Source organism: Methylobacterium oryzisoli, assembly GCF_046557895.1.
Classification (GTDB): Bacteria; Pseudomonadota; Alphaproteobacteria; order Rhizobiales; family Beijerinckiaceae; genus Methylobacterium; species Methylobacterium oryzisoli.
Map to the genome: position 1 here is coordinate 56,700 of NZ_JBKIBX010000014.1, position 26,541 is coordinate 83,240.

At 73.0% G+C, this 26,541-nt stretch carries 29 protein-coding genes and 1 pseudogene; 21 read left to right on the top strand and 9 right to left on the bottom strand.

Features of this window, described 5'->3' with window-relative positions; genetic code table 11:
* Window positions 1-49 precede the first annotated feature (49 nt).
* Window positions 50-586: a DUF2244 domain-containing protein gene (locus ACKUB9_RS15420; protein WP_407523416.1), complete on the bottom strand. Its 537-nt coding sequence runs from the start codon at window positions 584-586 to the stop codon at window positions 50-52.
* 20 nt (window positions 587-606) lie between these two features.
* On the opposite strand from ACKUB9_RS15420, the gene nth reads away from it, so the two are divergent.
* Window positions 607-1,362, top strand: coding sequence for an endonuclease III (nth, locus tag ACKUB9_RS15425; protein ID WP_407523413.1), 756 nt, complete (start codon window positions 607-609; stop codon window positions 1,360-1,362).
* On the opposite strand, the gene pdeM is transcribed toward nth, so the two are convergent.
* Window positions 1,359-2,072: a ligase-associated DNA damage response endonuclease PdeM gene (gene pdeM / locus ACKUB9_RS15430; RefSeq protein ID WP_407523411.1), complete on the bottom strand. Its 714-nt coding sequence runs from the start codon at window positions 2,070-2,072 to the stop codon at window positions 1,359-1,361. The two genes, nth and pdeM, sit on opposite strands and share 4 nt — an antisense overlap.
* 46 nt (window positions 2,073-2,118) lie before the next feature.
* Window positions 2,119-4,620 (bottom strand): ligase-associated DNA damage response DEXH box helicase, encoded by a 2,502-nt coding sequence (locus ACKUB9_RS15435; protein WP_407523409.1) that lies wholly within the window; start codon window positions 4,618-4,620, stop codon window positions 2,119-2,121.
* 153 nt (window positions 4,621-4,773) lie between these two features.
* On the opposite strand from ACKUB9_RS15435, the gene arfB reads away from it, so the two are divergent.
* Together arfB and ACKUB9_RS15445 are read left to right on the top strand one after the other, a co-directional pair.
* On the top strand, window positions 4,774-5,199 hold the full coding sequence (arfB, locus tag ACKUB9_RS15440; RefSeq protein WP_407523406.1) for an alternative ribosome rescue aminoacyl-tRNA hydrolase ArfB: 426 nt from the start codon (window positions 4,774-4,776) through the stop codon (window positions 5,197-5,199).
* A 171-nt stretch (window positions 5,200-5,370) separates the two neighbouring features.
* Window positions 5,371-5,667, top strand: a complete 297-nt coding sequence (locus tag ACKUB9_RS15445) for a hypothetical protein (protein ID WP_407523403.1) — start codon at window positions 5,371-5,373, stop codon at window positions 5,665-5,667.
* On the opposite strand, the gene ACKUB9_RS15450 is transcribed toward ACKUB9_RS15445, so the two are convergent.
* Together ACKUB9_RS15450 and moaA are read right to left on the bottom strand one after the other, a co-directional pair.
* Window positions 5,651-6,304, bottom strand: coding sequence for a transglutaminase-like cysteine peptidase (locus ACKUB9_RS15450; protein WP_407523401.1), 654 nt, complete (start codon window positions 6,302-6,304; stop codon window positions 5,651-5,653). The two genes, ACKUB9_RS15445 and ACKUB9_RS15450, sit on opposite strands and share 17 nt — an antisense overlap.
* 164 nt (window positions 6,305-6,468) lie before the next feature.
* Entirely contained in the window at window positions 6,469-7,509 is a 1,041-nt protein-coding gene (moaA, locus tag ACKUB9_RS15455; protein ID WP_407523398.1) for a GTP 3',8-cyclase MoaA, read from the bottom strand.
* Window positions 7,510-7,648: 139 nt separating this feature from the next.
* Here moaA and ACKUB9_RS15460 point away from each other — a divergent pair, with 139 nt between their 5' ends.
* Window positions 7,649-8,020, top strand: a complete 372-nt coding sequence (locus tag ACKUB9_RS15460; protein WP_407523395.1) for a gamma-butyrobetaine hydroxylase family protein — start codon at window positions 7,649-7,651, stop codon at window positions 8,018-8,020.
* An 89-nt stretch (window positions 8,021-8,109) separates the two neighbouring features.
* On the opposite strand, the gene ACKUB9_RS15465 is transcribed toward ACKUB9_RS15460, so the two are convergent.
* The 3 genes from ACKUB9_RS15465 to ACKUB9_RS15475 form a co-directional block, all read right to left on the bottom strand.
* Window positions 8,110-8,739 carry a L,D-transpeptidase gene (locus ACKUB9_RS15465; RefSeq protein WP_407523392.1) on the bottom strand — a complete coding sequence of 210 codons (630 nt, stop codon included), beginning with the start codon at window positions 8,737-8,739 and terminating at the stop codon, window positions 8,110-8,112.
* Between the two features lie 199 nt (window positions 8,740-8,938).
* Window positions 8,939-9,313, bottom strand: a complete 375-nt coding sequence (locus tag ACKUB9_RS15470) for a cell division protein ZapA (RefSeq protein ID WP_407523389.1) — start codon at window positions 9,311-9,313, stop codon at window positions 8,939-8,941.
* Between the two features lie 133 nt (window positions 9,314-9,446).
* The gene (locus tag ACKUB9_RS15475) at window positions 9,447-9,740 is read right to left on the bottom strand and encodes a DUF4164 family protein (RefSeq protein ID WP_407523387.1); all 294 of its coding nucleotides are present in this window, start codon (window positions 9,738-9,740) and stop codon (window positions 9,447-9,449) included.
* A 357-nt stretch (window positions 9,741-10,097) separates the two neighbouring features.
* Here ACKUB9_RS15475 and gap point away from each other — a divergent pair, with 357 nt between their 5' ends.
* The 17 genes and pseudogenes from gap to ACKUB9_RS15560 all read left to right on the top strand — a co-directional run bounded on the left by gap (window position 10,098) and on the right by ACKUB9_RS15560 (window position 25,097).
* A complete protein-coding gene (gene gap, locus ACKUB9_RS15480) occupies window positions 10,098-11,105 on the top strand; it encodes a type I glyceraldehyde-3-phosphate dehydrogenase (protein WP_407523384.1) in 1,008 nt (335 codons plus the stop codon).
* A gap of 118 nt (window positions 11,106-11,223) precedes the next feature.
* A complete protein-coding gene (locus tag ACKUB9_RS15485; RefSeq protein WP_407523381.1) occupies window positions 11,224-11,709 on the top strand; it encodes a hypothetical protein in 486 nt (161 codons plus the stop codon).
* Between the two features lie 25 nt (window positions 11,710-11,734).
* A complete protein-coding gene (locus ACKUB9_RS15490; RefSeq protein ID WP_407523378.1) occupies window positions 11,735-12,937 on the top strand; it encodes a phosphoglycerate kinase in 1,203 nt (400 codons plus the stop codon).
* Between the two features lie 75 nt (window positions 12,938-13,012).
* Window positions 13,013-14,098 (top strand): class II fructose-bisphosphate aldolase, encoded by a 1,086-nt coding sequence (gene fba / locus ACKUB9_RS15495; protein ID WP_407523375.1) that lies wholly within the window; start codon window positions 13,013-13,015, stop codon window positions 14,096-14,098.
* A 121-nt stretch (window positions 14,099-14,219) separates the two neighbouring features.
* Entirely contained in the window at window positions 14,220-14,852 is a 633-nt protein-coding gene (locus ACKUB9_RS15500; protein WP_407523373.1) for a thiamine phosphate synthase, read from the top strand.
* Between the two features lie 13 nt (window positions 14,853-14,865).
* Window positions 14,866-15,549, top strand: coding sequence for a class I SAM-dependent methyltransferase (locus tag ACKUB9_RS15505; RefSeq protein ID WP_407523370.1), 684 nt, complete (start codon window positions 14,866-14,868; stop codon window positions 15,547-15,549).
* Window positions 15,546-16,523 carry a tetratricopeptide repeat protein gene (locus ACKUB9_RS15510; RefSeq protein ID WP_407523368.1) on the top strand — a complete coding sequence of 326 codons (978 nt, stop codon included), beginning with the start codon at window positions 15,546-15,548 and terminating at the stop codon, window positions 16,521-16,523. The genes ACKUB9_RS15505 and ACKUB9_RS15510 overlap by 4 nt, the downstream gene beginning before the upstream one ends.
* Window positions 16,524-16,616: 93 nt before the next feature.
* Window positions 16,617-17,411, top strand: a complete 795-nt coding sequence (locus ACKUB9_RS15515; RefSeq protein WP_407523365.1) for an inositol monophosphatase family protein — start codon at window positions 16,617-16,619, stop codon at window positions 17,409-17,411.
* A 177-nt stretch (window positions 17,412-17,588) separates the two neighbouring features.
* Window positions 17,589-18,134 (top strand): adenine phosphoribosyltransferase, encoded by a 546-nt coding sequence (locus tag ACKUB9_RS15520; RefSeq protein WP_407523363.1) that lies wholly within the window; start codon window positions 17,589-17,591, stop codon window positions 18,132-18,134.
* A 46-nt stretch (window positions 18,135-18,180) separates the two neighbouring features.
* Entirely contained in the window at window positions 18,181-19,053 is an 873-nt protein-coding gene (locus ACKUB9_RS15525; RefSeq protein ID WP_407523360.1) for an isocitrate lyase/PEP mutase family protein, read from the top strand.
* A complete protein-coding gene (locus ACKUB9_RS15530) occupies window positions 19,050-20,216 on the top strand; it encodes a GNAT family N-acetyltransferase (protein ID WP_407523357.1) in 1,167 nt (388 codons plus the stop codon). The genes ACKUB9_RS15525 and ACKUB9_RS15530 overlap by 4 nt, the downstream gene beginning before the upstream one ends.
* Window positions 20,217-20,240: 24 nt before the next feature.
* A complete protein-coding gene (locus tag ACKUB9_RS15535) occupies window positions 20,241-20,987 on the top strand; it encodes an SDR family oxidoreductase (protein WP_407523354.1) in 747 nt (248 codons plus the stop codon).
* Window positions 20,988-21,009: 22 nt separating this feature from the next.
* Complete coding sequence (denD, locus tag ACKUB9_RS15540) at window positions 21,010-21,990, top strand: D-erythronate dehydrogenase (RefSeq protein ID WP_407523351.1); 981 nt, start codon at window positions 21,010-21,012, stop codon at window positions 21,988-21,990.
* 180 nt (window positions 21,991-22,170) lie between these two features.
* A complete protein-coding gene (locus tag ACKUB9_RS15545) occupies window positions 22,171-23,379 on the top strand; it encodes an NAD(P)/FAD-dependent oxidoreductase (protein WP_407523349.1) in 1,209 nt (402 codons plus the stop codon).
* Window positions 23,380-23,402: 23 nt separating this feature from the next.
* The gene (locus tag ACKUB9_RS15550) at window positions 23,403-24,215 is read left to right on the top strand and encodes an AraC family transcriptional regulator (protein WP_407523346.1); all 813 of its coding nucleotides are present in this window, start codon (window positions 23,403-23,405) and stop codon (window positions 24,213-24,215) included.
* A 74-nt stretch (window positions 24,216-24,289) separates the two neighbouring features.
* Window positions 24,290-24,805: pseudogene (locus ACKUB9_RS15555) on the top strand (class I SAM-dependent methyltransferase); the annotation flags it as partial.
* A gap of 142 nt (window positions 24,806-24,947) precedes the next feature.
* A complete protein-coding gene (locus ACKUB9_RS15560; RefSeq protein WP_407523544.1) occupies window positions 24,948-25,097 on the top strand; it encodes a hypothetical protein in 150 nt (49 codons plus the stop codon).
* A gap of 34 nt (window positions 25,098-25,131) precedes the next feature.
* Here ACKUB9_RS15560 and ACKUB9_RS15565 read toward each other — a convergent pair whose 3' ends face one another.
* Window positions 25,132-26,457 (bottom strand): ATP-binding protein, encoded by a 1,326-nt coding sequence (locus tag ACKUB9_RS15565; protein ID WP_407523538.1) that lies wholly within the window; start codon window positions 26,455-26,457, stop codon window positions 25,132-25,134.
* Window positions 26,458-26,541: the final 84 nt, after the last annotated feature.

The window sequence follows — 26,541 nt, forward strand, 5'->3', positions numbered from 1 at the left end:
CTGGCGCGTCCCTCCGGGCGATGCGGCCGCGAGGGCCGGGCGGACGCCCTCAGAACCCCTTCTTCACCTCCGCCAGCGCGCGGGTCATACCCTCCGCGATGGTCTGGCGCTCCGGCGGCGAGGCATCGCGGGCCACGAGCACGCGCTGCCCGCGGGAGACGATGGCGAGCGATTGCAGCCCGTACTCGTCGTCCTCGACCGTGTGCAGCCGGCTCCACAGCGGGTTGAAGCGCCATTCCGCCCGCTCGCCCTTGGGGCTCACGCGGGCGAGCAGGATCTCGATCTGGCTGATCATCACCTCCTCGAAGGAGCGCCCGCGCCGGAAGCTGACGCGCAGCGCCAGCCACAGTGCCAGCATGTCGAGGCCGAAGAAGCCGGCGACCGGCCAAAAGCCCTTCTGCAGGAAGACGAGGCTCGTCACCAGGGAGACGAGGCAGCAGAAGCCCATCACCACCCGGAACCCGGTGCGGCCGAGCGAGCAGTGCGGCCGGATCACCGCCGAAAAAACCGGGCGCTCGATGGCATCCGGGTCGCGCCCGTAGGGATGGCGCGCGGGAGGATCGTCCGGTGCCTTGTCGCTCTGCATGCGCACAATATAAGGCGCCTATGAAGCGACGAAAGCCGGCGGCTCCCGCGAACGTGACCACCCGTGCCGGGGGCGAGCTCGTCGCGCCCCTGCGCCCCACCGCGGTGCAGCCGATCCCCGATCCGGTCGATGCGGCGACGCTCGCCGAGATCTTCGCGCGGCTCGCCGCCGCCAACCCGGCGCCGCGCTCGGACCTCGACTACATCAACCCCTACACGCTGCTCGTCGCGGTGGTGCTGTCCGCGCAGGCCACCGACCGCAGCGTGAACCTCGCCACGCGCGACCTTTTCGCGATGGCCGACCACCCGGCCGCGATGCTGGCGCTCGGCGAGGAGACGGTGCGGACCCACATCCGCACCATCGGGCTGTTCAACACCAAGGCGAAGAACGTCATCGCGCTCTCGCGCCTGCTGATCGAGCGCCACGGCGGCGCAGTGCCGCGCGAGCGCGCCGCCCTGGAGGTGCTGCCCGGCGTCGGCCGCAAGACCGCGAGCGTGGTGCTCAACGTCGCCTTCGGCGAGCCGACCATCGCGGTCGACACCCACATCTTCCGGGTCTCGAACCGCATCCCGCTCGCCCCCGGCCGCACCACCGACGCGGTGCAGGCGGGCCTGGAGGCGATCGTGCCGGAGCCCTACCGGCTCAACGCCCACCACTGGCTGATCCTGCACGGCCGCTACGTCTGCAAGGCGCGCAAGCCCGAGTGCTGGCGCTGCGCGATCGCGGATCTGTGCCGCTACCCGGACAAGACGCCCGCGCCCGGACGTGCGTCCTAATCCCGCGCCAGCATCGCCCGGCCGATGGCGAACAGGCGGCCGTCGCCGAGGAGATGGGCGGTCAGCCCATCCGAAAACAGCGCGTCGAAGGCCGGGCTTCGCACGTTGAGGCCGCCCGTATAGGCGCCGAAGGCCGGCATCACGAGGCGGCTCCCGTCCGTGACGAAGCAGCGGCGGCGCACGGCGCGCCCGCGCATCGCCACCTTGCCGACCGGGTGCAGGTGGCCCGCGACCTCGCCGGGGGCGGCGCCCGGCGAGGGCTCGTGGCGCAGCGTCAGCCCGCCGACCGCGAGCGTGTCCGCGAAGCGCCCGCCGACCCCGTCCTGCACCGCGCGGTCGTGGTTGCCGCTGATCCAGACCCAGTCGCGCCCCTCCTGCAGGGCGGCGATCAGCGCGCGGTCGCCCGGATCCATCCGGTCGGGTCCGCCGGCATCGTGGAAGGAATCGCCGAGCGCCACCACGCAGGCCGGGTCAAAGCGGGCCACCGCCTCGTGCATGCAGGCCAGGGTCTCGCGGGTGTCGTAGGGCGGCAGGAACTGGCCCGAGCGGGCCGCGAAGGCGGAGCCCTTCTCCAAGTGCAGGTCCGAGACCACGAGGGTGCGATGGGCCTCGAGCCACAGCGCGCCGCTCAGGTCGAGGGTGAGGGCTTCGCCGGCGAGGAACAGGGCGGGGGTCTTCCGGGTCTTGTCGAGCTTCAGGGCCGGCGTCACGGTGGTGTCGTCCTCGCGAGCCCGGGCGCGCTGGCTCTTGGTTTCGTCAGGCGAGCGCCTCGTCGAGCAGCGCCGCCTCGGCTTCGGCCAGAATCTCGTCGGCGCCCTCGCCGTAGACGCGCTCACGCCCGATCTCGAGCATGACGTTCACGGAGAGCGGCGAGACGCGGTCGAGCGCCTTGTGGATGATTCGCCCCTGAATGCGCGACAGCATCATGCCGAGGCGGCGCACGTCGAGGAGTCCGGTTGCCGCATCCTGGCGCGCGGCGCGCAGCAGCATGTGGTCCGGCTGGTGCTTGCGCAGCACGTCGTAGATCAGGTCGGTGGAGATCGTGACCTGCCGCCCGGTCTTGCGCAGCCCCGGATGACGGCGCTCGATCAGTCCGGCGATCACCGCGCATTGCCGGAAGGTGCGCTTCATCATGGCGGATTCGTCGAGCCACGCCTCCAGATCGTCGCCCAGCATGTCCTCGGCGAAGAGCCGGTCGAGGAAGGCCGGCTCCCGACCGATCCGCTCGGCCACGTCGCGGGTGCCGAAGATCGCGAGCCCGTAATCGTTCGCCGCGAAGCCGAGCGGGCGCAGGCCCGCCCGCTCCAGGCGGCGGGTGAGCAGCATGCCGAGCGTCTGGTGGGCGAGCCGGCCCTCGAACGGGAAGCAGGTGAGGTAGTGGCGCTTGGCCCGCGGAAACGTTTCGACCAGGAGGTCGCGCGGGCCGGGCAGGATCGAGCGGCGGCGCTGCTGCAGCAGGTAGTCGGAGACCTGCGCGGGCAGCCGGTCCCACGCGAACGGATCGGCGATCAGGTCGCGCACGCGGGCGGCCAGGAAGGTCGAGAGCGGAAATTTCGAGCCGGCATAGCTCGGGATCGCCGGGTCGGTGCCGGGCGGCCCGCGGGTGACCAGGGCCTCGTCCTCGTGCAGCCCTTCGAAGCGCAGCACCTCGCCGGCGAACAGGAAGGTGTCGCCGGCCGTCAGCGTCTCGGCGAAATCCTCCTCGATCTCGCCCAGCACCCGCCCGCCCGCGGGCAGGATCGTGCCGGGCTTGCCCCGCACGGAGCGGGCGAGCCGCACCTTGACCTTGGTCGCCTCGATGATGGTGCCGATGTTCATCCGGTACTGCTGGGCGGTGCGGGCGTCGCGCACGCGCCAGAGCCCGTCCGGCCCGCGCAGGATCTTGGCGAAGCGCTCGTAGGCGCGCAGCGCGTAGCCACCGGTCGCGACGAAATCCACGACCTGCTCGAACTCCTCGTAGGGCAGATCCGCGTAGGGCGCGGCGGTGCGCACCTCGTCGTAGAGATCCTCCAGCGCGAAGCCGCCCGCGCAGGCCATGCCGAGCACGTGCTGGGCGAGGACATCGGGCGCGCCCAGGCGCGCATCCGGCGTGTCCTGCGCGGCCTCCTCGACGGCGTCGAGGGCCGCGCGGCATTCGAGGATCTCGAAGCGGTTGGCCGGGACGAGGTAGGCCTTGGACGGCTCGTCCATGCGGTGGTTGGCGCGGCCGATGCGCTGCATGATCCGGCTCGCGCCCTTGGGCGCCCCGACATTCACCACGAGGTCGACGTCGCCCCAGTCGATGCCGAGATCGAGGGTGGCGGTGCAGACCACCGCCCGCAGCCGCCCTTCCGCCATCGCGGCCTCGACCCGACGGCGCTGGGTGGCGTCGAGCGAGCCGTGATGGAGCGCGATCGGCAGCGCGTCCTCGTTGAGCTTCCACAATTCCTGAAAAGTGTACTCGGCCTGGAGCCGGGTGTTGACGAAGACCAGCACCGTGCGGTGCTGCCGGATCAGGTCGTAGATCGCCGGCATCGCCTGCCACGCCGTGTGGCCCGCGAGCGGCAGGCGCCGGCTCGCTTCGAGGAGGCGCAGATCCGGCCTGGCCCCGCCCGCCGCGACGATCAGATCCGCCTTCGAGGCCGCGCCCGGGACGAGATAGCGCAGCAGGGCCTCGGGCTCGCGCACCGTGGCCGAGAGGCCGGTGGCGGCGAGCCCCGGGGCCAGCCGGTGCAGCCGGGCGAGACCGAGCGCCAGGAGATCGCCGCGCTTCGAGGTGACGAGGGCGTGGAGTTCGTCCAGCACCACGCGCCGGAGCCCGGCGAAGACGGTCTCGGCCTCGCGATGCGCGAGCAGCAGGGCCAATTGCTCGGGGGTGGTGAGCAGGATGTCCGGCGGGCGCTCGATCTGGCGGCTGCGCTTGTGCGCCGGGGTGTCGCCGGTGCGGGTCTCGATGCGGATGGGCAGCCCGAGGCCGCTCACCGGCGCGTCGAGGTTGCGGGCGATGTCGACCGCGAGCGCCTTCAGGGGCGAGATGTAGAGCGTGTGCAGGCCGCCCTTGGCGGATGTCTTCCGGCCGGCCAGGTCGACCAGGGTCGGCAGGAAGCCCGCCAGGGTCTTGCCGGCGCCGGTGGGCGCCACGAGGAGCGCCGAGCGCCCCGCCTGCGCGGCACCGAGCAGGTCGAGTTGGTGCCGGCGGGGCTCCCAGCCGCGCGAGGCGAACCAGTCGAGGAAGGCGGGCGGCAAGGTGGGCGGCAAGGCGGGGGAGGACGCGGGCACGGTCCCCTACTTAGCGCGCTCGGCCGGGAAGAGGACGCCGGTCCGCCCTCGCTGTGCGCCGACGGGCCCTTACCGGTTGTGCGCCGCGCGGCGAGACGTCATCACACTCGGGCCGACTTGTCGGACCGCCCGACCGGCGAGGAGACGCGTCCCGTGGCCCTCGAATGCACGCCATCCATCACGATCGACGATGCGGAGCTGGAGGAGAGCTTCGTGCGCGCCTCGGGGCCGGGCGGCCAGAACGTCAACAAGGTCGCGACGGCGGTGCAGCTGCGCTTCGACGTGCGCCGCTCGCCCTCGCTGCCGAACGCCGTCGCCATCCGGCTGATGGCGCTCGCCGGGCGGCGGCTCACGGCCGACGGCGTCCTCGTCATCACGGCCCAGGCCCACCGCACCCAGGAGCGCAACCGGGCGGAGGCGCGCGAGCGTCTGGCCGACCTCGTGCGCGAGGCGGCGGTGCCGCCGAAGGTCCGGCGCCCGACGCGCCCGACGCTCGCCTCCAAGACCCGCCGCCTCGATGCCAAGAAGAACCGCGGCGCGGTCAAGCGCCTGCGCGTGCGCCACGGGGACTCGGACTGAGCGAGGGCGCCCCGCACGGCGCTGACGATCGATTCAGCACGGCGGAGGAATCCGGCGGCTCGGCCGCGCGCGGCCGGGCGATGCGCGCGGGCCGTTAAGCGGGCGCGGCGATGCTCGACCTCACGCGAGCCCCGGCATCAGACCGGGGCCGCCGACAGGGACGTGCGAGCGATGAAGTGGGCGTGGTGGAGGGCGGCCGTGCGCGGCGGCGCGCTGGCGGCCGGCTGCGTGGGCGTGATGATCGTGGCGGGCGGGCGCCCGGCGGACGCGGTGGTGCTGCGCCCCGGCCTCGAACCGGCCGCCGAGGGGCCGGAAGAGCCGCCGCCGCCGGCGCGTCCGGCGGTGCGGGTGATCCTCGACACCCCCTGGACCCACGCCAGCCGGACGCTCGCCGACGAGGCGGCCAGGGAGGCCGCAACGCGGGCCGCGGCCGTGACCGGCGGTGCCGGGTTCAGCGGTTGGCGGTGACGGCGGGGCCGATCGCGCGGCCGAGCGACACCCAGGGGCCGGCATCCTGCGCCTCACGCTTGATAAAGACGTAGCCGGTGCGCTGCCAGGGCAGGACGGCCGAGGTCTTGTTGTCGAGGATCAGGTCGCCGCGGTCGGTGCGCAGCATCAGCACGGCGTGGCCCTCGCCCTTCTCGTCGATCACCACCGTCATGCGCATCGCCCGTCGCGGCAGCCCGCTCTGGGCCAGCAGCTTGCGCTTGAGCAGCTGGAAGTCCTCGCAATCGCCCGAGCCGTCCTCCGCGAGGTCCCAGCGGTCCGGCACGCCCCAATGCTCCTGGTCGGTGACCGGGCGCTTGCTGCCGTTCACCGCGCGGTTGACCGAGACGACCGTCTGCCAGAGGCGGGGCGTCAGCGTGACCACTTCCGGCTCGGAGGCGTCCACCGCGCATTCGGCCGGGTAGCGGCGGCAGAACTCGGTCCAGGCGATGACGGGCTTGGCCTCGCCGGTGATCGCCGCCGGCTGGGCCACGGTGCCGAGGGAGGCCAGGGTCTGGGCGACGGCCTGGCCGGCCGCCGGCAGGAGGGCACCGGCCCCGAGCGCCAGCACCGCGATGCCCGACTGAACGAGCCTCCGGATCCCGCTGCCCTGCCGCATCTGCCCGCCCCGTTAAGCTTCCGTTAAGAAGTCGTGACACGGAAGCGGGGCCGCAGCAACGCGGGAGTAAATAATCGGTTAACGGGGGTCGCAGAGGGCGGTGGATGGCCGGCCCGGCGCCGGATCGCGGCCGGCGAATCCGTCGCCGTGCCGCGCGGGGCGGCTCAGCCGCCCGTCGTGCTCATGTGGCGCGGCACGGCCGGGCGGGCGGCGCGCTCGATGACGAAGTCGTGGCCCTTGGGCTTGCGGGTGATCGCCTCCGCGATGGCGTCGGCCACCAGGGCGTTGTCGGGCGAGGCGCGCAAGGGCGCGCGCAGATCCGCCGCATCCTCCTGGCCCAGGCATAGGTAGAGCCGGCCCGTGCAGGTGAGGCGCACGCGGTTGCAGCTCTCGCAGAAATTGTGGGTGAGCGGCGTGATGAAGCCGAGGCGCCCGCCGGTCTCCTCGACGCGCACGTAGCGCGCCGGCCCGCCGGTGCGGTCGGGCAGGGGGGTGAGCGTGTGGTTCGCCTCCAGCCGCTCGCGCACCACCGAGAGGGGCAGGAACTGGTCGGTGCGGTCGGGCTCGACCTCGCCGAGCGGCATGACCTCGATCAGCGTCAGGTCCATGCCCTCGCCGTGCGCCCAGGCGAGCATCGGGGCGATCTCGTCCTCGTTCACGCCCTTGAGGGCCACGGCGTTGATCTTGACCTTGAGGCCCGCCGCCCGCGCCGCCGCGATCCCGTCGAGGACCACCGGCAGGTCGCCCCGCCGGGTGATGGCCCGGAACTTGTCCGGATCGAGGGTGTCGAGGGAGACGTTGATGCGGCGCACCCCGAGATCGGCCAGCTCGGCGGCGTAGTGCTTGAGCCGGGTGCCGTTCGTAGTGAGGGTCAATTCGTCGAGCGCGCCGCTCGCGAGGTGGCGCGAGAGGCCGCGAAAAAGGTGCATGATGTCGCGCCGCACCAGCGGCTCGCCCCCGGTGATGCGCAGCTTGCGCACCCCGCGCTCCACGAACACGGTGCAGACCCGGTCCAGCTCCTCCAGCGTGAGCAGGTCGCGCTTGGGCAGGAAGGCCATGTCCTCGGCCATGCAGTAGACGCAGCGCAGGTCACAGCGATCCGTCACCGAGACGCGCAGATACGTGATCGCCCGCTGGAACGGGTCGATCAGCGGCGCGGGCCGGACGGGCGCCGGGCGCATCGGAGCGTCGGGGGGACCCCACATGGCGGATCGATTCCTCGGGGCGGCGTCTCGCGGCCGCATCGCGTTCTGCATATGAGGGTTAGCCGGCCCGCGAGCAAGCCGCGCCGCCCGTGGTGCCGGGTTGCTCTCAGGCCGGGGCCGTTCAAGGCGAGGAACCGAGATGGACGAGGACTGGCCGACCGAGATCCGGCTGTCGAAGGACAAGCGCATTCTGCACGTGAGCTTCGCGAGCGGCGCGGCCCACGCGCTCCCGGCCGAGTACCTGCGGGTGGAGAGCCCGTCGGCGGAGGTGCAGGGCCACGCGCCCTCCGAGCGCAAATGGATCGGCGGCAAGCGCGAGGTGCAGATCCTGTCGGTCCAGCCGGTCGGCAACTACGCGGTCCGGCTGGCGTTCGACGACATGCACGATACCGGGATCTTTTCCTGGCAGCTGCTGCGCGAGCTCGGCGCGGAACAGGCCGAGCGCTTCGCGCGCTACGAGGACGAACTGGCCAAGCGCGGCCTTTCTCGCGATCCCAAGCGCCGCACCTGAGCAGCCGCCCCCGATCGCGGGTGCCCGGAATCGAGAAGGGCCGGCTCGCGCCGGCCCTTCCGGGATCCGTCAGGCGATGGCGCGGCGCCTCAGCGCTGCACCACCACCCGGGTGCCGACCTTCGCGCGGGCGTAGAGGTCGATGACGTCGTCGTTGGTCATGCGGATGCAGCCCGACGACACGGCGGTGCCGATCGTCTCCGGTTCGTTCGAGCCGTGGATGCGGTAGAGCGTGCCGCCGAGATACATGGCGCGGGCGCCGAGCGGGTTCTCGGGGCCGCCCTTCATGTAGCGCGGCAGGTCGGGCCGGCGGCGCAGCATCTGCGACGGCGGGCGCCAATCCGGCCACTCGCGCTTCATGGTGATGCTCTGCTGGCCGCCCCAGGTGAAGCCCGGCCGGCCGACGCCGATGCCGTAGCGCAGCGCCTGGCCGCCGCCCATCACGTAGTAGAGCCGCCGCTCGCTCGTGGAGACCACGATGGTGCCGGGGCCGTAGGGGCCGGCATACGCCACGGTCTCGCGGGCGATCGGGCTGAGCTTCGGCACGGTGGCGTCGAGCGGATCGGCGGCCGTGGCGGCGGAGGAGGGGCGCACCGTCATGGTGAGCCCCTGGGAGAGCGGCTGGCGGGTGAGCGGGTCGATCTCGTAGGCGGCGGCGGGAGCCGCCCACGCTGCGACGGCGCTGACGAGCCCGACGAGTGCGGGAGCGAAGCGGCGCATGAAGGCCTCTTGGGAGACGGTCGGTGGGGTGGGAATCGATGCGTGAAGCACTGCCGCGCATCGTGCGGCGGAACCAATGGCCAAGCCGTAAACGCCACCGTCGCAAAGCCAAGCTTAAAACGGCCGAGCTTGTGCGGTTGCGAAGAGCCGTTGTCCGAGGGTCACACTGATGCGGGCGGGTGACGGGCGAGCGCCGGACTCAGCCCTCGCCCGGCGCGGCGCCCGAGAGGCGGCGGGCGATCTGCTCCACCCGCTCGGCGGCGCGGCCGAGCCCTTCGGCGAGGCGGCTCTCGGCGGCGAGGCGGGCCTGCGCGGCGCCGTCCGCGGCCTCGCGCTGCGCCGCGATCTCGCGCTCCAGCGCCTCGATCCGACGCCGGGTCTCGGCGAGTTCGTCCGAGAGGGTGAGCGCCGCCATCACGTGCAGGCGCATGTCGCCGATCTCGCCGAAGGCCTTGCGCATCTCGTCGATGCGGGCGTCGAAGCCGCGCGCCAGATCCTCGAGATGGCGCTCCTCGCCCTCGCCGCAGGCCATCCGATAGCTCTTGCCGGCGATGCTCACCGTCACCTGAGGCATGTCCAACTCCCGACGCAACATCACCATCATTCGCCGACGTGGTGACCGGCTCGGCGGCGAAAACGATGCGAGAACAAGATCCCGAGCCGACTCGCCCGAGGCGATCCGGCTCGGACCGCGGACGGTCCGCCGATCACTCTCCGGCCCGGCCGGCGGGTTCGCCGCGGGTCAGCACACCCTCGACGGTGCCGATGGCCTGGCCCAGCCGCCGCTCGACCTCCTCGACCGTCGCCTCCGCCTCCGAGAGCCGCACGCGGGTGCCGTCGAGTTCGGCCGCCAGCCGGGCACGGTCCTGCTGCATCAGGTCGAGTTCGGCTTCGAGGTCGCCGCGGCTGCGCTCGGCATCGAGCCGCCGGGCCACCGCGGCTTCGAGCAGGGCGACAGTCGCTTCGAGCCGGCGCAGCGCATCCTCCACCGCTGCCGTCATCGTCCACCCCCACGCCGGATACGCCAACCCGAATCGTAGCCGCAGCCGTCCGCTCCCGCAATCGCCCCGCGGGTTTGACAGGCTAGACCGTCATGTTTAGGAAGCCCGCGCTCGCGCCGGGCCATGTCGGCCCGCGCCACGCCGCAGAACCCGGGTTGCCGTGACGTCTCCCGCCTCCTTCGCCCGCGCCGTCCCGTCAGGGCCGACCGGCGCGTGCGGGATGGCCGACCCGGGCCCGGCGCCTCATATCACCCCTCATCCTTCATCCAGGACGGCGCACGCCCGTGCGGCGGCGCGCGCGTCCCTCAGCCGGAACCGGGGGTTCGATGCTCCCGCTTCCTCTCGGGAGTCATCGTCATGACGGTCAAGGTCGCCATCAACGGCTTCGGACGCATCGGCCGCAACGTGCTGCGGGCCATCAAGGAAGCCGGCCGCACGGACATCGAGGTGGTGGCCATCAACGATCTCGGCCCGGTCGAGACCAACGCCCACCTGCTGCGCTTCGATTCCGTGCACGGCCGCTTCCCCGGTGAGGTCACGATCGAGGGCGACGCCATCGTGGTCGACGGCCAGCGCATCCGCGTCACCGCGGTCCGGAACCCGGCGGAACTGCCCCATCGCGAGCTCGGCGTCGACATCGCGCTGGAATGCACCGGCATCTTCACGGCGCGCGACAAGGCCAAGGCCCATCTCGACGCGGGCGCCAAGCGCGTCATCGTCTCGGCGCCGGCCGACGGGGCCGACCTCACGGTGGTGTACGGCGTCAACCACGACAAGCTGACCGCCGACCACCTCGTGATCTCGAACGCCTCCTGCACCACCAACTGCCTCGCGCCGGTGGCCAAGGTGCTCAACGACGCGGTCGGCATCGAGCGCGGCTTCATGACCACGATCCACTCCTACACCAACGACCAGCCGTCGCTGGACCAGATGCACAAGGATCTCTACCGGGCGCGCGCCGCCGCGCTCTCGATGATCCCGACCTCGACGGGCGCCGCCAAGGCGGTGGGCCTCGTGCTGCCGGAGCTGAACGGCAAGCTCGACGGCACGGCGATCCGGGTGCCGACCCCGAACGTCTCGGTGGTGGACTTCAAGTTCGTGGCCAAGCGCGCGACCTCGGTCTCCGAGATCAACGAGGCGATCAAGGCGGCGGCGAACGGGCCGCTCAAGGGCGTGCTCGGCTACACCGAGGCCCCCAACGTCTCGATCGACTTCAACCACGACCCGCATTCCTCGACCTTCCACATCGACCAGACCAAGGTGTTGGACGGGACCTTCGTGCGGGTGCTGTCCTGGTACGACAACGAGTGGGGCTTCTCGAACCGCATGGCCGACACGGCGGTGGCCATGGCGAAGCTGATCTGAGGCGGTTTCCGGCCGCGGCCCCTCCTGCCCGGGAGGGAGTCCGCGGCCGCGACCGACGGATCGCGCCCCCATCACCAGACACCCGCGCCGGCTCGTGGCGCGAGGCCGAGGAGCCGCCATGATCGACGCGACGGACGCCAACCGCTCCCCGCAGGGCACCAATGCGGGCTCGCTCACGGGCACGACCTCCGGCACCATGCCGGTGCCCGCGGGCCCGCCTCCGCTGCCGACCCCCGCCGAGCCGGCCCGCCCGGCGGCGAGCGCCGCGACCGCCGCTCCGGGCCTGCCCCAGACCGTGATCGACCAGCTCGCGCGCATCGAGGACAAGGCCTCGCGCATCGAGGACAAGTACGCCCGCTCGGAGTCGCTGCTCGCCCGCGTCGAGGACCGGGTCGAGGAGGCCGGCACCCGCATGAACGAGGCGGCGCGGCAATCCGACCTCGCGGCGCTCCGCAGCGAGGTGCGGGCCGTCTCCGAGCGCACCCGGCGCCTGCCCGGCTTCGGCGTGCTGCTCCTCACCGCTCTCATCACCGCGGTGCTGACGGTGGCGCTCACCCTCGCGGCCCAGCACCTGAACCTGCTCTCCCTGCTGCCGCCGCGCTGACCTCCCGACCAGAAGGCCGATGCCGATGACCCGTTTCCGCACCCTCGACGATGCCGGCGCGCTCCAGGGCAAGCGCGTGCTCGTGCGCGTCGACCTCAACGTTCCGATGGACAACGGCCGCGTCACCGACGCGACCCGCATCACCCGCGTGCTGCCGACGATCCGCGAGGTCGCCGAGGCCGGCGGGCGCGTGGTGCTGCTCGCGCATTTCGGCCGCCCGAAGGGCAAGCCGAACGACGCGGAATCGCTGCGCCCGGTCGCCGAGGCGGTGCAGCGGGAACTCGGCCGCCCGGTCGCCTTCGCGACGGACTGCATCGGCGAGACCGCCGCCGCGGCCGTCGCGCGGCTGCGCGACGGCGAGGTGGTGATGCTGGAAAACACCCGCTTCCACGCGGGCGAGGAGAAGAACGACCCGGACTTCGTGCGGGCGCTCGCCGCCAACGGCGACGTCTACGTGAACGAGGCCTTCTCGGCCTCGCACCGGGCGCACGCCTCGACCGAGGGTCTCGCCCACGTCCTGCCGGCCTATGCGGGGCGCCTGATGCAGGCGGAGATCGAGGCGCTCTCGAAGGGGCTGGAGGCGCCGGCCCGGCCGGTGCTCGCCATCGTGGGCGGCTCCAAGGTCTCGACCAAGATCGACCTGCTGCTGAACCTCGTGGCCAAGGTCGACGCGCTGGTGATCGGCGGCGGCATGGCCAACACCTTCGTGCACGCCACCGGGCTCGGGGTCGGCAAGTCGCTCTGCGAGAAGGACCTCGCCGGGACGGCGCTGCGGATCATCGAGGCGGCGCGCGAGACGAACTGCGCGATCATCCTGCCGGTGGACGCCGTGGTGGCGGAGGAGTTCAAGGCGGGCGCGCCCCACCACACCTACGGCATCGACGCGATCCCCGAGGCCGGGATGATCCTCGACATCGGCAGCCAGTCGGTGGAGCGGATCGCCGCGGCGCTCAACGACGCCAGGACGCTGGTCTGGAACGGCCCGGTCGGCGCCTTCGAGTACCCGCCCTTCGACCAGGGCACGGTGGCGGCGGCCCGCCACGCGGCCGAGCGCACCCGGGCCGGCACGCTCGTCTCGGTGGCGGGCGGCGGCGACACGGTGGCGGCGCTCAACCATGCCGGGGTCGCGGGCGACTTCACCTACGTGTCGACGGCGGGCGGCGCCTTCCTCGAATGGCTGGAAGGCAAGCCGCTGCCGGGCGTCGACGCGCTGCGCATCAAAGCGTGAGGCGTCCCGGCGGCGCAGGACGGCGCCGCCCCGTTCGCCTATAATCGCAACCACACGAGTTCGTCGGAGGGTAAGATGGCGCGCATCACGCTGAGGCAGCTTCTGGATCACGCCGCCGAGCACGGCTACGGCGTGCCGGCCTTCAACATCAACAACATGGAGCAGGGCCTCGCCATCATGGCGGCGGCGGACGCCTGCGACGCGCCCGTCATCCTGCAGGCCAGCCGCGGCGCGCGCGCCTACGCCAACGACGTCGTGCTGGCCAAGCTGATCGACGGGCTGGTGGAGATCTATCCCCACATCCCGGTCTGCATGCATCTCGACCACGGGAACAACGAGGCGACCTGCGCCACGGCGATCCAGTACGGCTTCACCTCGGTGATGATGGACGGCTCGCTCAAGGCCGACGGCAAGACCCCGGCGGACTACGCCTACAACGTCGAGATCACCCGCAAGGTGACCGAGATGGCGCACTGGGCCGGCGTGTCGGTGGAGGGCGAGCTCGGGGTGCTCGGCTCGCTGGAGAGCGGGCAGGGCGAGGCCGAGGACGGCCATGGCGCGGAGGGGACTCTGTCCCACGACCAGCTCCTCACCGACCCGGCCGAGGCGGAAAAGTTCGTCGCGGCCACCAAGGTCGACGCGCTCGCGGTGGCGATGGGCACCTCGCACGGCGCCTACAAGTTCACCCGCAAGCCCGACGGCGCCGTGCTGGCGATGAACGTGATCGAGGAGATCCACCGCCGCCTGCCGAACACGCACCTCGTGATGCACGGCTCGTCCTCGGTGCCGCAGGACCTGCAGGACATCATCAACCAGTACGGCGGCGAGATGAAGCCGACCTGGGGCGTGCCCGTCGAAGAGATTCAGCGCGGCATCAAGCACGGCGTGCGCAAGATCAACATCGACACCGACAACCGGATGGCGATGACCGGCCAGATCCGCAAGATCCTGACCGAGAACAAGGCCGAGTTCGACCCGCGCAAGTACCTCAAGCCCGCCATGGAGGCGATGACGAAGCTGTGCAAGCAGCGCTTCGAGGAGTTCGGGACCGCGGGCAATGCCGGCAAGGTCCGGCCGGTCGCGCTGTCCGAGATGGCCAAGCGCTACGCCGCCGGCAAGCTCGACCCGTCCTTCGGCGCCACCAAGCAGGCGGCGGAGTAAGGGCTGCGGCCGGGGCGCCGCCCCGGCCTCGCCAATCGCGGCGCCGCCTGAGCGTCCCACGGGGCGGACGGTCCGGCGACCGCCCGTCCGTCTTCGTTCGAGAGCAGACCTCAGCGCCCGCATGGCAGAGTCCAAAGCCCCGCCGACCCGCCTGATCCTCGTCTCCGGGCCCGATGCGGCGCCCGACCTCGCGCCGCGCCTCGCGGCGGCCTGCGCGGCCGGCGACGTCGCGGCGGTGATCCTGCACTTCGCCCCGGCCGACGAGCGCAGCCTCGTCAACCGGGTCAAGGCGCTCGCCCCCGCTGCCCAGGCTGTCGGCGCCGCGGTGGTGGTCGCCTGTGCGGGGGAGGGGATCGATCTCGTCTCGGTCGCCGCCCGGGGCGGGGCGGACGGCATCCACGCCGAGGGCGGCGACCTCGCCGCGTTGCGCGAGCGCCTGCGCGACGGCCGCATCCTCGGCACGGGCGGCCTCGCCGCCCGCCACGACGCGATGGAGGCCGGCGAGGCCGGCGTCGACTACGTGCTGTTCGGGGACCTGCCCGACACCGCGCCCAGGACAGTACAGGAGCGCGCCGAGTGGTGGGCCGAGATCTTCGAGACGCCCTGCGTGGCGCTGGCGCGCAGCCTCGACGCGGTGGCGGATCTCGCCGCGACCGGAGCGGAGTTCGTGGCCCTGGACGCGGCCCTGTGGGACGGGCCGGACGGCGCCGCAACGGTGGCGGCGGCGCAGGCGCGTCTCACCGACGGCGTCTGAGCGGCGGCGCAACATGGAACGGCACGAGGTCATCAACGCCCTCTCGGGCGGGCGCTACCGGGATTACCTGGAGATCGGCGTCGATCACGGCACCACCTTCAATCGGGTCGCGATCCCGCACAAGCTCGGGATCGACCCGCACTTCAAGGTGCCGCAGGAGCAGATCCTCGGCGAGACCGTCTCGACCACCAGCGACGACTTCTTCCGCACCAACACCCGCCGCTTCGACTGCGTGTTCATCGACGGGCTGCATACCTACGCGCAGTCCCGGCGCGACTTCAGGAACGCGTGGTCCTGCCTGAAGCGGGGCGGCACGGTGATCCTCGACGATTGCTTCCCGGCCGACGACCTCGCGGCGCTGCCCGACCTCGACGCCTGCCTGGCGGGGCGCCGGGAGCGCGGCGCGCCGAACGACCTGACGTGGATGGGCGACGTCTACCGGACAGTGATCTGGCTGCACGATTGCACGGCGCATTCCTTCTCCTTCGTCGAGCCTATGCGCGACGGCATCGTGGTGGTCTGGCCGGGCCGGCGCCGCCGCAGCACCCGCTGGCTGCCCGACGAGGCCGCCATCGCGGCCTGCCCCTACGAGCGGTTCCTGAGCCTGCCCCTGCCGGTGGCGCCGCTGGACGCCCTCGTGCGCGACACCACCCCGCGGGGCCTCCTGTCGTTCCTGCCGTTCGGGGGCCGCGCATGACCAGACCGCATCCGGGTGCCGGGTTGGCCCTCCTGGCCGCGGCGCTGGCCGGGAGCCTCGCCCCGGCGACCGCGCAGACCGAACAGCCCAGGATGCTACCGGGCTCCTCGACGCTGCCGCCCGCCACCGGCTCCACCGATCCGAAGGCCGACATCGCCTACGGCGCCTATCAGCGCGGCTACTACGTGACGGCGTTCCGGGAGGCGACGAAGCGGCTGGAGCGCGCCAAGACCGACGCCGCCGCCATGACGCTGCTCGGCGAGCTCTACAACCAGGGCCTCGGCGTGCGCCAGGATCCCGCCAAGGCGGCGGAATGGTATCGGCTGGCGGCGAATCTCGGCGACCCGCACGCCGCCGCGATCCTCGGCATGATGGCGATCGAGGGCCGCGGCATGGCCAAGGACCCGGCGGCGGGCCGGGCCTGGCTGGAGAAGGCCGCCGCGAAGGGGGAGGCGGGGGCGAGCTACAACCTCGCCCTGATCCTGCTCGCGACCGGCGTGCCCGACGACCTCAAGCGCGCCACCGGCCTGCTGCGGCGGGCGGCGGACCAAGAGTTGGCGGCGGCCCAGCACGCGCTCGGCATCCTCTACCTCAAGGGGCGGGGCGTGCCGAAGGATCCGGCCCAGGCCGCTCAGCTGTTCCGGCGCGCGGCCGACAACGGCGACGTGGCGGGGGAGGTCGAATTCTCGATCCTGCTCTTCAACGGGGAGGGCGTGCCACGGGACGAGGCGCGGGCCGCCCGCTACTTCCGGCACGCCGCGGGCCGGGGCAACGCGGTGGCGCAGAACCGCATCGCCCGCCTCTACGCGGCCGGGCGGGGAGTCCCCAAGAACCTCGTCGAGGCGGCGGCCTGGGACATGGCGGCGGCGGCCCAGGGCCTGAGCGACGCGTGGCTCACCCAGGCGCTCTCGGGGCTGACGCCCGAGGAACGCGCCCGCGCCGAACGCCTTGCCGCCGACCGGATGACGCCTTAAGGCCGCTCACGACCTTCAGAGGGCGGTCCTTTCCCGGCGACGGCGCGCTCCCGCGCCCGCGTCGCGTGCGGCCGCCGAACCCGGGCGCGCCGCATGATCAACTCTCCCCTGATGACCGTGATGGTCGACGCCGTGCGCAAGGCCGCGCGCGGCCTCAAGCGCGATTTCGGCGAAGTCGAGAACCTTCAGGTCTCGCGCAAGGGGCCCGGCAACTTCGTCTCGGCCGCCGACAAGCGGGCGGAGGCGGTGCTGCGCGAGGCGCTGATGAAGGCCCGGCCCGGCTACAGCTTGGTCATGGAGGAGGGCGGCGCCATCGAGGGGCCGGACAAGACCCACACCTGGCACGTCGACCCCCTCGACGGCACCACCAACTTCCTGCACGGCATCCCGCACTTCTGCATCTCGGTGGGGCTGGAGCGCGAGGGCCACATCGTGGCCGGGGTGATCTACGACCCGATCAAGGACGAGCTGTTCATCGCCGAGCGCGGCAAGGGCGCCTTCCTGAACAACCGCCGCCTGCGGGTCTCGGGCCGCAGCGACCTCGCGGACGCGCTGGTGGCCTACGGCTCGCCCTACCTCGGGCGCGGCAACCATCCGCGCCTCCTCAAGGAACTCGGCACCGTGATGGCCGTGACGGGGGGCGTGCGCCGCCAGGGCTCGGCCGCCCTCGACCTCGCCTACGTGGCCTGCGGACGCGTCGACCTCTACTGGGAGCGCGACCTCCAGACCTGGGACCTCGCGGCGGGCCTGATCCTCGTGCGCGAGGCCGGGGGCTTCGCGAGCAGCGCCGACGGCGGCCCGGACGCGCTCGCCGCCCGCTCGGTCGCCTGCGGCAACGAGGGGCTGCACCGCGACCTCATCGCGCTGCTGCGCAAGGCCAACCAGTAGGCGGGCTCCGGCCAAGGGGCTCTGCAAGGGGGCCCTGGCAAGGAGGCTCTGGCAAGGAGGCTCTGGCAAGGGGGGCTCTGGCAAGGGGGGCTCTGGCAAGGGGGGCTCTGGCAAGGGGGCGTGCGATCTGGTCTAACGCCTCCGCTTGGCCCGCGCAGCGACGGAAGAAGGCACCGCATGGATCCGCGCACCCTCACGGCGCTGAAGGAGTCGATCCGCTCGATTCCCGACTACCCGAAGCCCGGCATCGTCTTCCGGGACATCACCACCCTGCTCGGGGACGCGCGCGCCTTCCGGCGCGCCGTGGACGCCCTGGTGCATCCCTTCGCGGGCGGGCGCATCGACCAGGTGGCGGGGATCGAGGCGCGCGGCTTCATCCTGGGCGGCGCCGTGGCCCACCAGCTCTCCTCGGGCTTCGTGCCGATCCGCAAGAAGGGCAAGCTGCCCCACAGCACGGTCTCGATCGCCTACGCGCTCGAATACGGCACCGACGAGATGGAGATCCACTCCGACGCGGTGAAGCCGGGCGACCGGGTGGTGCTGGTGGACGACCTGATCGCCACGGGCGGCACCGCCACGGCGGCGGTCGAGCTGCTGCGCCGGATCGGCGCCGAGGTGGTGGCCGCCTGCTTCGTGATCGACCTGCCCGACCTCGGCGGCGCCGCCAAGCTGCGCGCCCTCGACGTGCCGGTCTGGACGCTGCTGGAGTTCGAGGGACACTGAACCGGCCGGCCCATAGGGGCGACCGGTTCAGGGGAGGAGGACGCCGATGACCGATCTCGCCACCCGCCGGGCCGCCTTCCGGGCGCTGCACGACGCGGGCTGCTTCGTGATGCCGAATCCCTGGGACCTCGGCACCTCCCGCTACCTCGCCGCCCTGGGCTTCCCGGCGCTCGCCACCACGAGTTCGGGTTTCGCCTTCTCGCGTGCGCTGCCGGACACCGATTGGGCGGTGCCGCGCGACGCGATGCTGGGCCACATCGCCGAGATCGCGGCGGCCACGGACCTGCCGGTCAACGCCGACTTCGAGTCCGGCTACGCGCACGACCCGGAGGGCGTCGCCGAGAACGTCGCCCTGTGCGTCGGGACGGGCGTCGCCGGCCTGTCGATCGAGGACGCGACCGGCTCGAAGGACCGGCCGCTCTACGACCTCGACCAGGCGGTGGCGCGCATGCGGGCGGCGCGGCAGGCCATCGACGCCTCGGGGGCGGAGGTGCTGCTCACCGGGCGCTGCGAGGCTTATCTCACCGGCCATCCCGAGCCGCTGCGCGAGGCGATCCATCGCCTCCAGGCCTACGCGGAGGCGGGCGCCGACGTGCTCTACGCCCCCGGGCCGAAGCGCCGCGAGGAGATCCGCGACCTCGTGGCGGCCTTGAGCCCGCGCCCGGTCAACATCCTGATGAGCACCAATCCGGGCCTGCGCGTCGCGGATCTGGCGGAACTCGGCGTGCGCCGCATCAGCGTCGGCTCCTCGCTCGCCCGCGCCGCCTGGACCGGCTTCATCCGGGCGGCCAAGCGCATCGGCGAGGAGGGCAGCTTCGGGGGGTTCGACGGCTCGGTGAGCTTCGCCGAACTCAACGGGTTCTTCCGCAAGGATCTGGAGGCCAGGGAGGCGCGCGACGGCGGCGCGGGCACCCCGTGAGCCAGGCGATCGATCCCGCCACCGGGCTGCCCATCGGCGCCCCCGTCGTGCCGGCGGATCCGGCGCCGCGACCGGAGCGCATCGCGCTCGCGGGCCGGCACGTCACCCTGGCGCCCCTCGACGCGGCGGCCCATGCCGCCCTCGCGGACGGCGCCGTCGGGCCCGGCAGCGAGGCCCTGTGGCAGTACATGCCGCGCGGGCCTTTTCCGGATGCGGCCGCCTTCGCGGCCTACCTCGACACCTGCGCGGCCTCGCCCGACCCGCTGTTCTACGCCATCCTCGATGCCCAGTCGGGCGCCGCGCTCGGGCACGCGGCCCTCATGCGGATCGACCCGGCCAACCGGGTGATCGAGGTCGGCAACATCCTCTACACGCCGGCGCTCCAGCGCAGCCCCGGGGCCACGGAGGCGATGCGGCTCCTGGCGGGCTACGTCTTCGACACCCTCGGCTACCGGCGCTACGAGTGGAAGTGCAACGCGCTGAACACGCCCTCGCGCATCGCCGCCGGCCGCCTTGGCTTCGCCTTCGAAGGCATCTTCCGGCAGGCGATGATCGTGAAGGGGCGCAACCGCGACACCGCGTGGTTCTCGCTCCTCGATACGGAATGGCCGCAGGTGCGGCAGGCCTACGACCGCTGGCTCGCGCCCGGCAACCACGGCCCGGATGGCGGCCAGCGCCTGCGCCTCTCCGCCCTCACCGCGCCGCGCATCCCCGGCGAGACCCTGCGCCGGGCGACGCGCGCGGACGCGAAGGTCCTCGGCGCCCTGCAGGAGACCGCCTACACGCCGAACCGGGCGCTGCTCGGCGTCGAGCCGCTGCCGCTCCTCACGCGCCCCGAGGACCTGATCGACGCGCACGAGGTCTGGCTCCTGGAGGAGGGGGGCGGCCTCGCCGGGGCGCTGGTCCTCGATCCCGAGCCGGACCACCTGCTGCTCTGGAGCATCGCGGTGGCGCCGGACCGGCAGGGGCAGGGGCTCGGCGCCCGCCTGCTCGCCGCGGTCGAGGAGCGCGCGAAGCATCTCGACCTCGCCGATCTGCGCCTCTACACGGGGGAGAAGCTCGCGCGCACCATCGGCTGGTATGCGCGCCACGGCTGGACGACGGAGCGGGTCGAGGCCCGGCCGGACCGCCGCCTGGTGCACATGACCAAGCGCGTCGCGTGACGGGCCAACCGGGAGGGTGAGCGCATGGTGGGACGTCTCGCGGGCAAGAGCGCCGTCGTGACGGCGGCGGGACAGGGGATCGGGCGCGCGATCGCGGAGGCTTTTCTCGCCGAGGGCGCCCGGGTGCTGGCCACCGACCTCGACCGGGCCAAGCTCGACGGGCTCGCGGGCGCCGAGACGGCCGCCCTCGACGTGCGCTCGGACGAGGCCGTGGCCGCCTGCCTGCGCGCCGCGGGCGCGGTCGACATCCTCGTCAACGCCGCGGGCTTCGTGCACCACAACACCGTGCTCGACTGCTCGGATGCCGACTGGGACTTCGCCTTCGACCTCAACGTGAAGTCGATGCACCGCACGATCCGCCACGCCCTGCCCGGGATGCTGGAGCGCGGCAGCGGCTCGATCGTCAACATCGCCTCGGCGGTCTCCACGCTCGGGACCGCGCCCAACCGCTACGTCTACGGGGCCACCAAGGCGGCGGTGATCGGCCTGACGATGGCCGTGGCGCGCGACTTCATCCGCCAGGGAATCCGCGCCAACGCGATCTGCCCCGGCACGATCCAGTCGCCCTCCCTCGACGAGCGGATCGCGGCGCTCGCCGCCTCCACCGGCACGACCGAGGCGGCGGCGCGCCAAGCCTTCGTCGACCGCCAGCCGATGGGGCGCCTCGGCACCGTCGAGGAGGTGGCCGCGCTCGCGGTCTACCTCGCCTCGGACGAGTCGCGCTTCACCACCGGCCACACCCACCTCGTCGACGGCGGCTTCGCGCTCTGAGCGGCCCCCTCGGGAGACTTCGATGCACATCCTGATTCTCGGTGCGGCCGGCATGGTCGGCCGCAAGCTCCTGGCCCGGCTGGCGCAGGACGGACAGCTCGGCGGCACGGCGATCACCCGCCTGACGCTCCACGACGTCGTGCCTCCCGAGGCCCCGCCGGTGCGCGTGCCGGTCTCGCTCTCGGCCTCGGATTTCTCGCTCCCCGGCGAGGCGGAGCGGCTGGTGGCCGGGCGGCCGGACGTGATCTTCCACCTCGCCGCCATCGTGTCGGGCGAGGCGGAGGCCGATTTCGACAAGGGCTACCGCATCAACCTCGACGGCACCCGCCGGCTCTACGACGCCGTGCGGGCGATCGGCGACGGCTACCGGCCGCGCCTCGTCTTCACCTCCTCGATCGCGGTGTTCGGCGCACCCATGCCCGAGCCCATCGGCGACGAGTACCTGACGGCGCCGCTCACCAGCTACGGCACCCAGAAGGCGATCGGCGAACTGCTGCTGTCGGACTACACCCGCCGGGGCATCTTCGACGGCGTCGGCATCCGCCTGCCGACGATCTGCGTGCGGCCGGGCAAGCCCAACAAGGCGGCGTCGGGCTTCTTCTCCGGCATCATCCGCGAGCCCCTGGCCGGGCAGGAGGCGGTGCTGCCGGTCTCCGATACGGTCCGCCACTGGCACGCCTCGCCGCGCGCCGCGGTGGGCTTCCTCATCCACGCCGCGACGATCGACGGCGCGCGCCTGGGCGACCGGCGCAACCTCACCATGCCGGGCGTCGCCGTGACGGTGGCCGAGCAGATCGAGGCCCTGCGCCGCATCGCGGGCGAGGCCGTGGTCGCCCGCATCCGCCGCGAGCCGGACCCGACCATCGAGCGCATCGTGGCCGGCTGGCCCCGCGCCTTCGATGCGCGCCGGGCCACCGAACTCGGCTTCACGGCGGAGCCCGATTTCGAGAGCATCATCCAGGCCCATATCGAGGACGAGCTGGGCGGGCGCATCGCCGCCTGACGCCCGCGACCTCGGGTGACCACCCTGCCGGGCTCACTTCCCTTTTGGGCGACCGCCCTGCCGGGCTCACTTCCCTTTTGGGCGACCGCCCTGCCGGGCTCACGCCGAGGTTGCGATGCGGCGCGATCCGGGTGACCCTTGGGCGCGCCCGGCCGGGCCGGCGCGACAGGGGAGGGCACGATGGCGGGACGGCTCGTGGTCCTGGGCGGCGGCTTCGCGGGCCTGTGGGCCGCCGCCGCTGCCGCGCGCTTGGCGGACGAGCGAGGCGGCAGCCTCGCGATCACCCTCGTGGCACCCGATCCGTTCCACACCATCCGGGTGCGCTGCTACGAGCCGGACCTCGACGGCCTGCGCGTCCCGCTCGACGACGTGCTCGGGCCGATCGGCGTTGCACGGGTGCAGGCGCGGGCGGAAGACATCGATCCGGCCCGCCGCACGGTCGCGCTCGCCGGCGCCGACGATCTTCCCTACGACCGCCTCGTGCTGGCGACTGGGAGCGCGCTCGCCCGGCCGCAATGCCCCAGCGCCGAGACGATGCTCGACGTCGACACCTTCGAGGGCGCCGCGCGGCTCGACCGGCACCTGCGCGACCTCGCCGCAAGCGAGCCGCGGCCCGGCCGCGCCACCGCACTGGTGATCGGAGCGGGTCTCGTCGGGATCGAGGCCGCCTGCGAGTTGCCCGCCCGGCTGCGGAATCTCGCCTCGCCCGGCGACCCCGTGCGGGTCGTGCTCATCGAGCGCGGCGCGGAGCCCGGCGCCGACATGGGCGCGGCCCGGCCGGCGATCGGGCAAGCGCTCGCTGCGGCGGGCGTGGAGGTGCGCCCGCACGCCGCCGTGGCCGCCGTGGAGCCCGACGGCGTGCGTCTCGCGGACGGGTCCCGGATCGCCGCCGCCACGGTCCTGTGCGCGACGGGCCAGCGGGCGAGCCGGCTCGCCGCGGCGCTGCCGGTCGCACACGACGCCCTCGGCCGGGTTCCGGTCGACGCCTTCCTGCAGGTCGAGGGTCTGGCCGGCCTCTACGCCGCCGGGGACGTGGCGTGGGCGACGGCGGACGAGGCCGGCCACGCCACCGTGATGTCCTGCCAGCACGCGCGTCCGATGGGCCGGCTCGCCGGGCACAACGCCGCCTGCGACCTCCTCGGCTGCCCCGAGGCGCGCGTCGCCTTCACGGCGCCGGACTACGTCACGGTCCTCGATCTCGGGGATTGGGGCGCGGCCTACACGGCGGGGTGGGACCGGGACACGCTGGTGGCCTCCGGCCCGGAGGCGAAGGCGACCAAGCGCACCATCAACCGGGCGCGGATCGTCCCCCCGCGGGGCGACCGCGCCGCGATCCTCGCCGCCGCGGCGCCGGTGCTCCAGGCCCGCCCGATCCTGCGGCCGTCGTGACGGGATCGGGAGGGAGGGGAGACGTGGCGGACAGGCAGCACCGGGCAGCGCAGCACCGCTCCGCCATGCCCGGCATCGAGATCGTCTCGATCATCTCCGACCGGTCGTTTCCTCGGCACGCCCACGACCAGTTCGGCATCGGCCTCCTGATCGGCGGCGCCCATCGCTCGTGGAGCGGGATCGGCCACGTCGAGGCTGGCCCAGGCGACGTCATCACGGTCAATCCCGGCGAGATGCACGACGGCGATCCCATCCGGGGCCGCGCGCGGTCCTGGCGGATGCTCTACCTCGACCCCGCCGTCGTCGATCAGGCCGCGCGCGAGGACCTGCGGGGCGAGGTGGCGATCACCCGCCCGGTCCTGAGCGATTCCGTCCTGGCGGACCGCTTCGCGCAGCTCTTCGCCGCTCTGACCGCGCCGAGGCCCGATGCCCTCGGCGTGGAGGAGGGCCTCGTGCGGACGCTGTCCCATCTCCTGGCCCGCTACGGCGGCCGCCCACTGCCGAACCCCGGCCCGCCGCCCTCGGTGACCCGCGCCCTGCGGCGCCTGACCGAAGCCCCCGAGCAGCCGATCACGCTCGCGGACCTCGCCGCCCTCTCGGGGGTGAGCCGCTTCCAGCTCCTGCGGGGCTTCGCCCGGACCGTCGGCGTCACGCCGCACGCCTACCTGCTTCAGCAGAGGGTGCGCGCGGCCCGGCGGCTGCTCGCCGCCGGCCGGCGCCCCGCCGAGGCGGCGGCCGAGGCCGGCTTCGCGGATCAGAGTCACCTCACCCGGGCCTTCGTTCGCCAGTTCGGCGTCACGCCGGCCCGCTACCGCGCCGCCGTAGCCCGCGGATAGCGCCGCAATCGCGTTCAAGACCGCTCCCCCGGAACGGCGCCAGGATGGCGGCCATCTCACGGAGGGAAGCATCCATGCGGTCGGGCTACATCCACGGCTACGAGGACGCGGAGCGCGCGCGTCTGAACCACCAGGCCCTGTCGTTGGAGGCCCTGCTTCACCACGACACCGCCTATCCGGCCGGCAGTGCGGTCCTGGAGGCGGGATGCGGGGTCGGCGCGCAGACGGTGCCCCTGGTCCGCAACAGCCCCGGGGCGCGGATCACCTGCCTGGACATCGCGCCGGCCTCGCTGGCCGGCGCCGAAGCCCGCCTGCGGGCGGAGGGCCTGCCCCTGCCGGAGTTACGGCACGGCGATGTCGGGGCCTTGCCCTTCCCGCAGGCCAGCTTCGACCACGTCTTCGTCTGCTTCGTGCTGGAGCACGTGCGCGATCCGGCGGCGGTCCTGGAGGAGTTGCTGCGGGTGCTGCGGCCGGGCGGGAGCCTGACCGTCATCGAGGGCGACCACGGCTCCGCCCTGTTCCATCCCGAGGATCCGGCCGCCCGCCACGCCATCCGCTGTCAGGTGGCCCTGCAGCGGGCGGCCGGCGGAGATGCGGAGATCGGGCGCCGCCTCCATCCGCTGCTCGCCGCGGCGGGCTTCCGGAACCTGCGCGTCTCGCCCCGTCAGGTCTACGTGGATGCCGGCCGGCCCGATCTGGCGGATCGGCTTCATCCGCCGGACCTTCACCGCCATGGTGGCCGGCGTGCGGAGCGATGCGATCCGGGCCGGGCTGAGCGATGCCGGCGCCTTCGACGCGGGCATCCGGGCGCTGCTGCGCACGGCGGAGCCGGACGGGGTGTTCTGCTACACGTTCTTCAAGGCGACGGCCGTCAAACGATGAGGCGCCCGACGGGCGCGGGGCCGGCCCGCATCGCTCACGCCGGAATCCGCACCGTGGCCCTCAGGCCCCCGAGCGGGCTGTCGTGCAGCGAGACGTCGCCGCCGTGGGTGCGGGCGATGTCGAGGGCGATGGCGAGACCGAGGCCGGAGCCGCCCGCGTCCTGGCGGGCGTCGTCCAGGCGCACGAAGGGCTTGAACACCTCCTCGCGCTGCTCGGGCGGGATGCCCGGGCCGTCGTCGTCGATCGAGACGGCGAGCCAGCTGCGCTCCTGCCGGGCGGTGATCGCGATGGTCTCGCCGTAGCGGGCGGCATTGGCCGCGAGGTTGAACAGGCAGCGGCGGAAGGCGTCCGGCCGCACCGTCACGGTCGGGGGGGCCGCCACCGCGACCTCGCTGACGTGGCCGCCGAGCCGCTCGACGTCGGTGCGCAGGTCCTCCAGCAGCGCCCGGAGGTCGACCGGGGAGGCCTGCTCCCCGGAATCGCCCCGCGCGAAGGCCAGGTAGGCCTCCAGCATCCGGCTCATCTCGTCGACGTCCCGGCGCAGGTCGTCGATCTCGGCGGTCTGTTCGAGCAGCGCGAGCGAGAGGCGGAAGCGGGTGATGATGGTGCGCAGGTCGTGGCTGACCCCGTTCAGCATCGTGGTGCGCTGCTCCATCGCCTTTTCGATGCGCCGCTTCATCTCGATGAAGGCGTGGCCGGCCTTGCGCACCTCGCGGGCGCCTCGGGGGCGGAACTCGACCTCGCGGCCCTTGCCGAAGCTCTCGGCCACGTCGGCCAGCCGCAGGATCGGGCGGATCTGGTTGCGCAGGAAAAGGATCGCGACGCCGAGCAGCACCAGCGAGGTGCCGCCCATCCAGAGCAGGAAGATGTGCGAGTTCGACGCGTAGGCCTGGCTGCGCCGGGCGATCACCCGCATCACCCCGCCCGGGATCTCGACCCGGATCTCGATCAGGCTGGAGCGTCCGACGGTGTCGATCCAGAAGGGCCGGTTGATCTGGCGGCGGATCTCGTCCGAGAGGGCCTCGTCGAGGAGCGAGAAGAACGGCCGCGGCCCCGCCGACGGCACCTTGGCGCCCTCCAGGATGTCGATGTCGAGGTTCAGGCGCTCGCCCGCGATCCGCTGCAGCGTGGCCGCGTCCCGGTCCTGCGGGTAGCTCTCGTAGATGTCGATCAGGGCCGCGACGTCCGCCGTCACCGCCGCCGAGAGCCGCTTCGTCACGAGCTGCCAGTGGCGCTCCATGAACGTGTAGGCGATCACCGATTGCAGCAGCACCACCGGGGCGATGATGATGATGAGCGAGCGGGCGTAGAGGCCCTTCGGCAGCCGGTCGGCCAGCACCCGGCCGATGCGGCGCCACAGCCGCCGCGGATCGAGGCGGGCCGCGACGGGCGGACGGGCGTCGAGCCCGGGCGGCTCCCGCGCCCCCGCGATCGGCCCGGGCGA

Bases quoted from the DNA above. Each gene is read 5' to 3' on its own strand.
- ACKUB9_RS15460 (WP_407523395.1), top strand. From the start codon at position 7,649: ATGGACGAGGACTGGCCGACCGAGATCCGGCTGTCGAAGGACAAGCGC.
- ACKUB9_RS15505 (WP_407523370.1), top strand. From the start codon at position 14,866: ATGGAACGGCACGAGGTCATCAACGCCCTCTCGGGCGGGCGCTACCGG.
- fba (WP_407523375.1), top strand. From the start codon at position 13,013: ATGGCGCGCATCACGCTGAGGCAGCTTCTGGATCACGCCGCCGAGCAC.
- ACKUB9_RS15545 (WP_407523349.1), top strand. From the start codon at position 22,171: ATGGCGGGACGGCTCGTGGTCCTGGGCGGCGGCTTCGCGGGCCTGTGG.
- moaA (WP_407523398.1), bottom strand. From the start codon at position 7,509: ATGTGGGGTCCCCCCGACGCTCCGATGCGCCCGGCGCCCGTCCGGCCC.
- ACKUB9_RS15500 (WP_407523373.1), top strand. From the start codon at position 14,220: ATGGCAGAGTCCAAAGCCCCGCCGACCCGCCTGATCCTCGTCTCCGGG.
- ACKUB9_RS15420 (WP_407523416.1), bottom strand. From the start codon at position 586: ATGCAGAGCGACAAGGCACCGGACGATCCTCCCGCGCGCCATCCCTAC.
- ACKUB9_RS15525 (WP_407523360.1), top strand. From the start codon at position 18,181: ATGACCGATCTCGCCACCCGCCGGGCCGCCTTCCGGGCGCTGCACGAC.
- ACKUB9_RS15465 (WP_407523392.1), bottom strand. From the start codon at position 8,739: ATGCGCCGCTTCGCTCCCGCACTCGTCGGGCTCGTCAGCGCCGTCGCA.
- ACKUB9_RS15515 (WP_407523365.1), top strand. From the start codon at position 16,617: ATGATCAACTCTCCCCTGATGACCGTGATGGTCGACGCCGTGCGCAAG.
- ACKUB9_RS15470 (WP_407523389.1), bottom strand. From the start codon at position 9,313: ATGCCTCAGGTGACGGTGAGCATCGCCGGCAAGAGCTATCGGATGGCC.
- ACKUB9_RS15510 (WP_407523368.1), top strand. From the start codon at position 15,546: ATGACCAGACCGCATCCGGGTGCCGGGTTGGCCCTCCTGGCCGCGGCG.
- ACKUB9_RS15535 (WP_407523354.1), top strand. From the start codon at position 20,241: ATGGTGGGACGTCTCGCGGGCAAGAGCGCCGTCGTGACGGCGGCGGGA.
- gap (WP_407523384.1), top strand. From the start codon at position 10,098: ATGACGGTCAAGGTCGCCATCAACGGCTTCGGACGCATCGGCCGCAAC.
- denD (WP_407523351.1), top strand. From the start codon at position 21,010: ATGCACATCCTGATTCTCGGTGCGGCCGGCATGGTCGGCCGCAAGCTC.
- nth (WP_407523413.1), top strand. From the start codon at position 607: ATGAAGCGACGAAAGCCGGCGGCTCCCGCGAACGTGACCACCCGTGCC.
- ACKUB9_RS15520 (WP_407523363.1), top strand. From the start codon at position 17,589: ATGGATCCGCGCACCCTCACGGCGCTGAAGGAGTCGATCCGCTCGATT.
- ACKUB9_RS15560 (WP_407523544.1), top strand. From the start codon at position 24,948: ATGGTGGCCGGCGTGCGGAGCGATGCGATCCGGGCCGGGCTGAGCGAT.
- ACKUB9_RS15445 (WP_407523403.1), top strand. From the start codon at position 5,371: ATGAAGTGGGCGTGGTGGAGGGCGGCCGTGCGCGGCGGCGCGCTGGCG.
- ACKUB9_RS15490 (WP_407523378.1), top strand. From the start codon at position 11,735: ATGACCCGTTTCCGCACCCTCGACGATGCCGGCGCGCTCCAGGGCAAG.
- ACKUB9_RS15450 (WP_407523401.1), bottom strand. From the start codon at position 6,304: ATGCGGCAGGGCAGCGGGATCCGGAGGCTCGTTCAGTCGGGCATCGCG.
- ACKUB9_RS15475 (WP_407523387.1), bottom strand. From the start codon at position 9,740: ATGACGGCAGCGGTGGAGGATGCGCTGCGCCGGCTCGAAGCGACTGTC.
- ACKUB9_RS15485 (WP_407523381.1), top strand. From the start codon at position 11,224: ATGATCGACGCGACGGACGCCAACCGCTCCCCGCAGGGCACCAATGCG.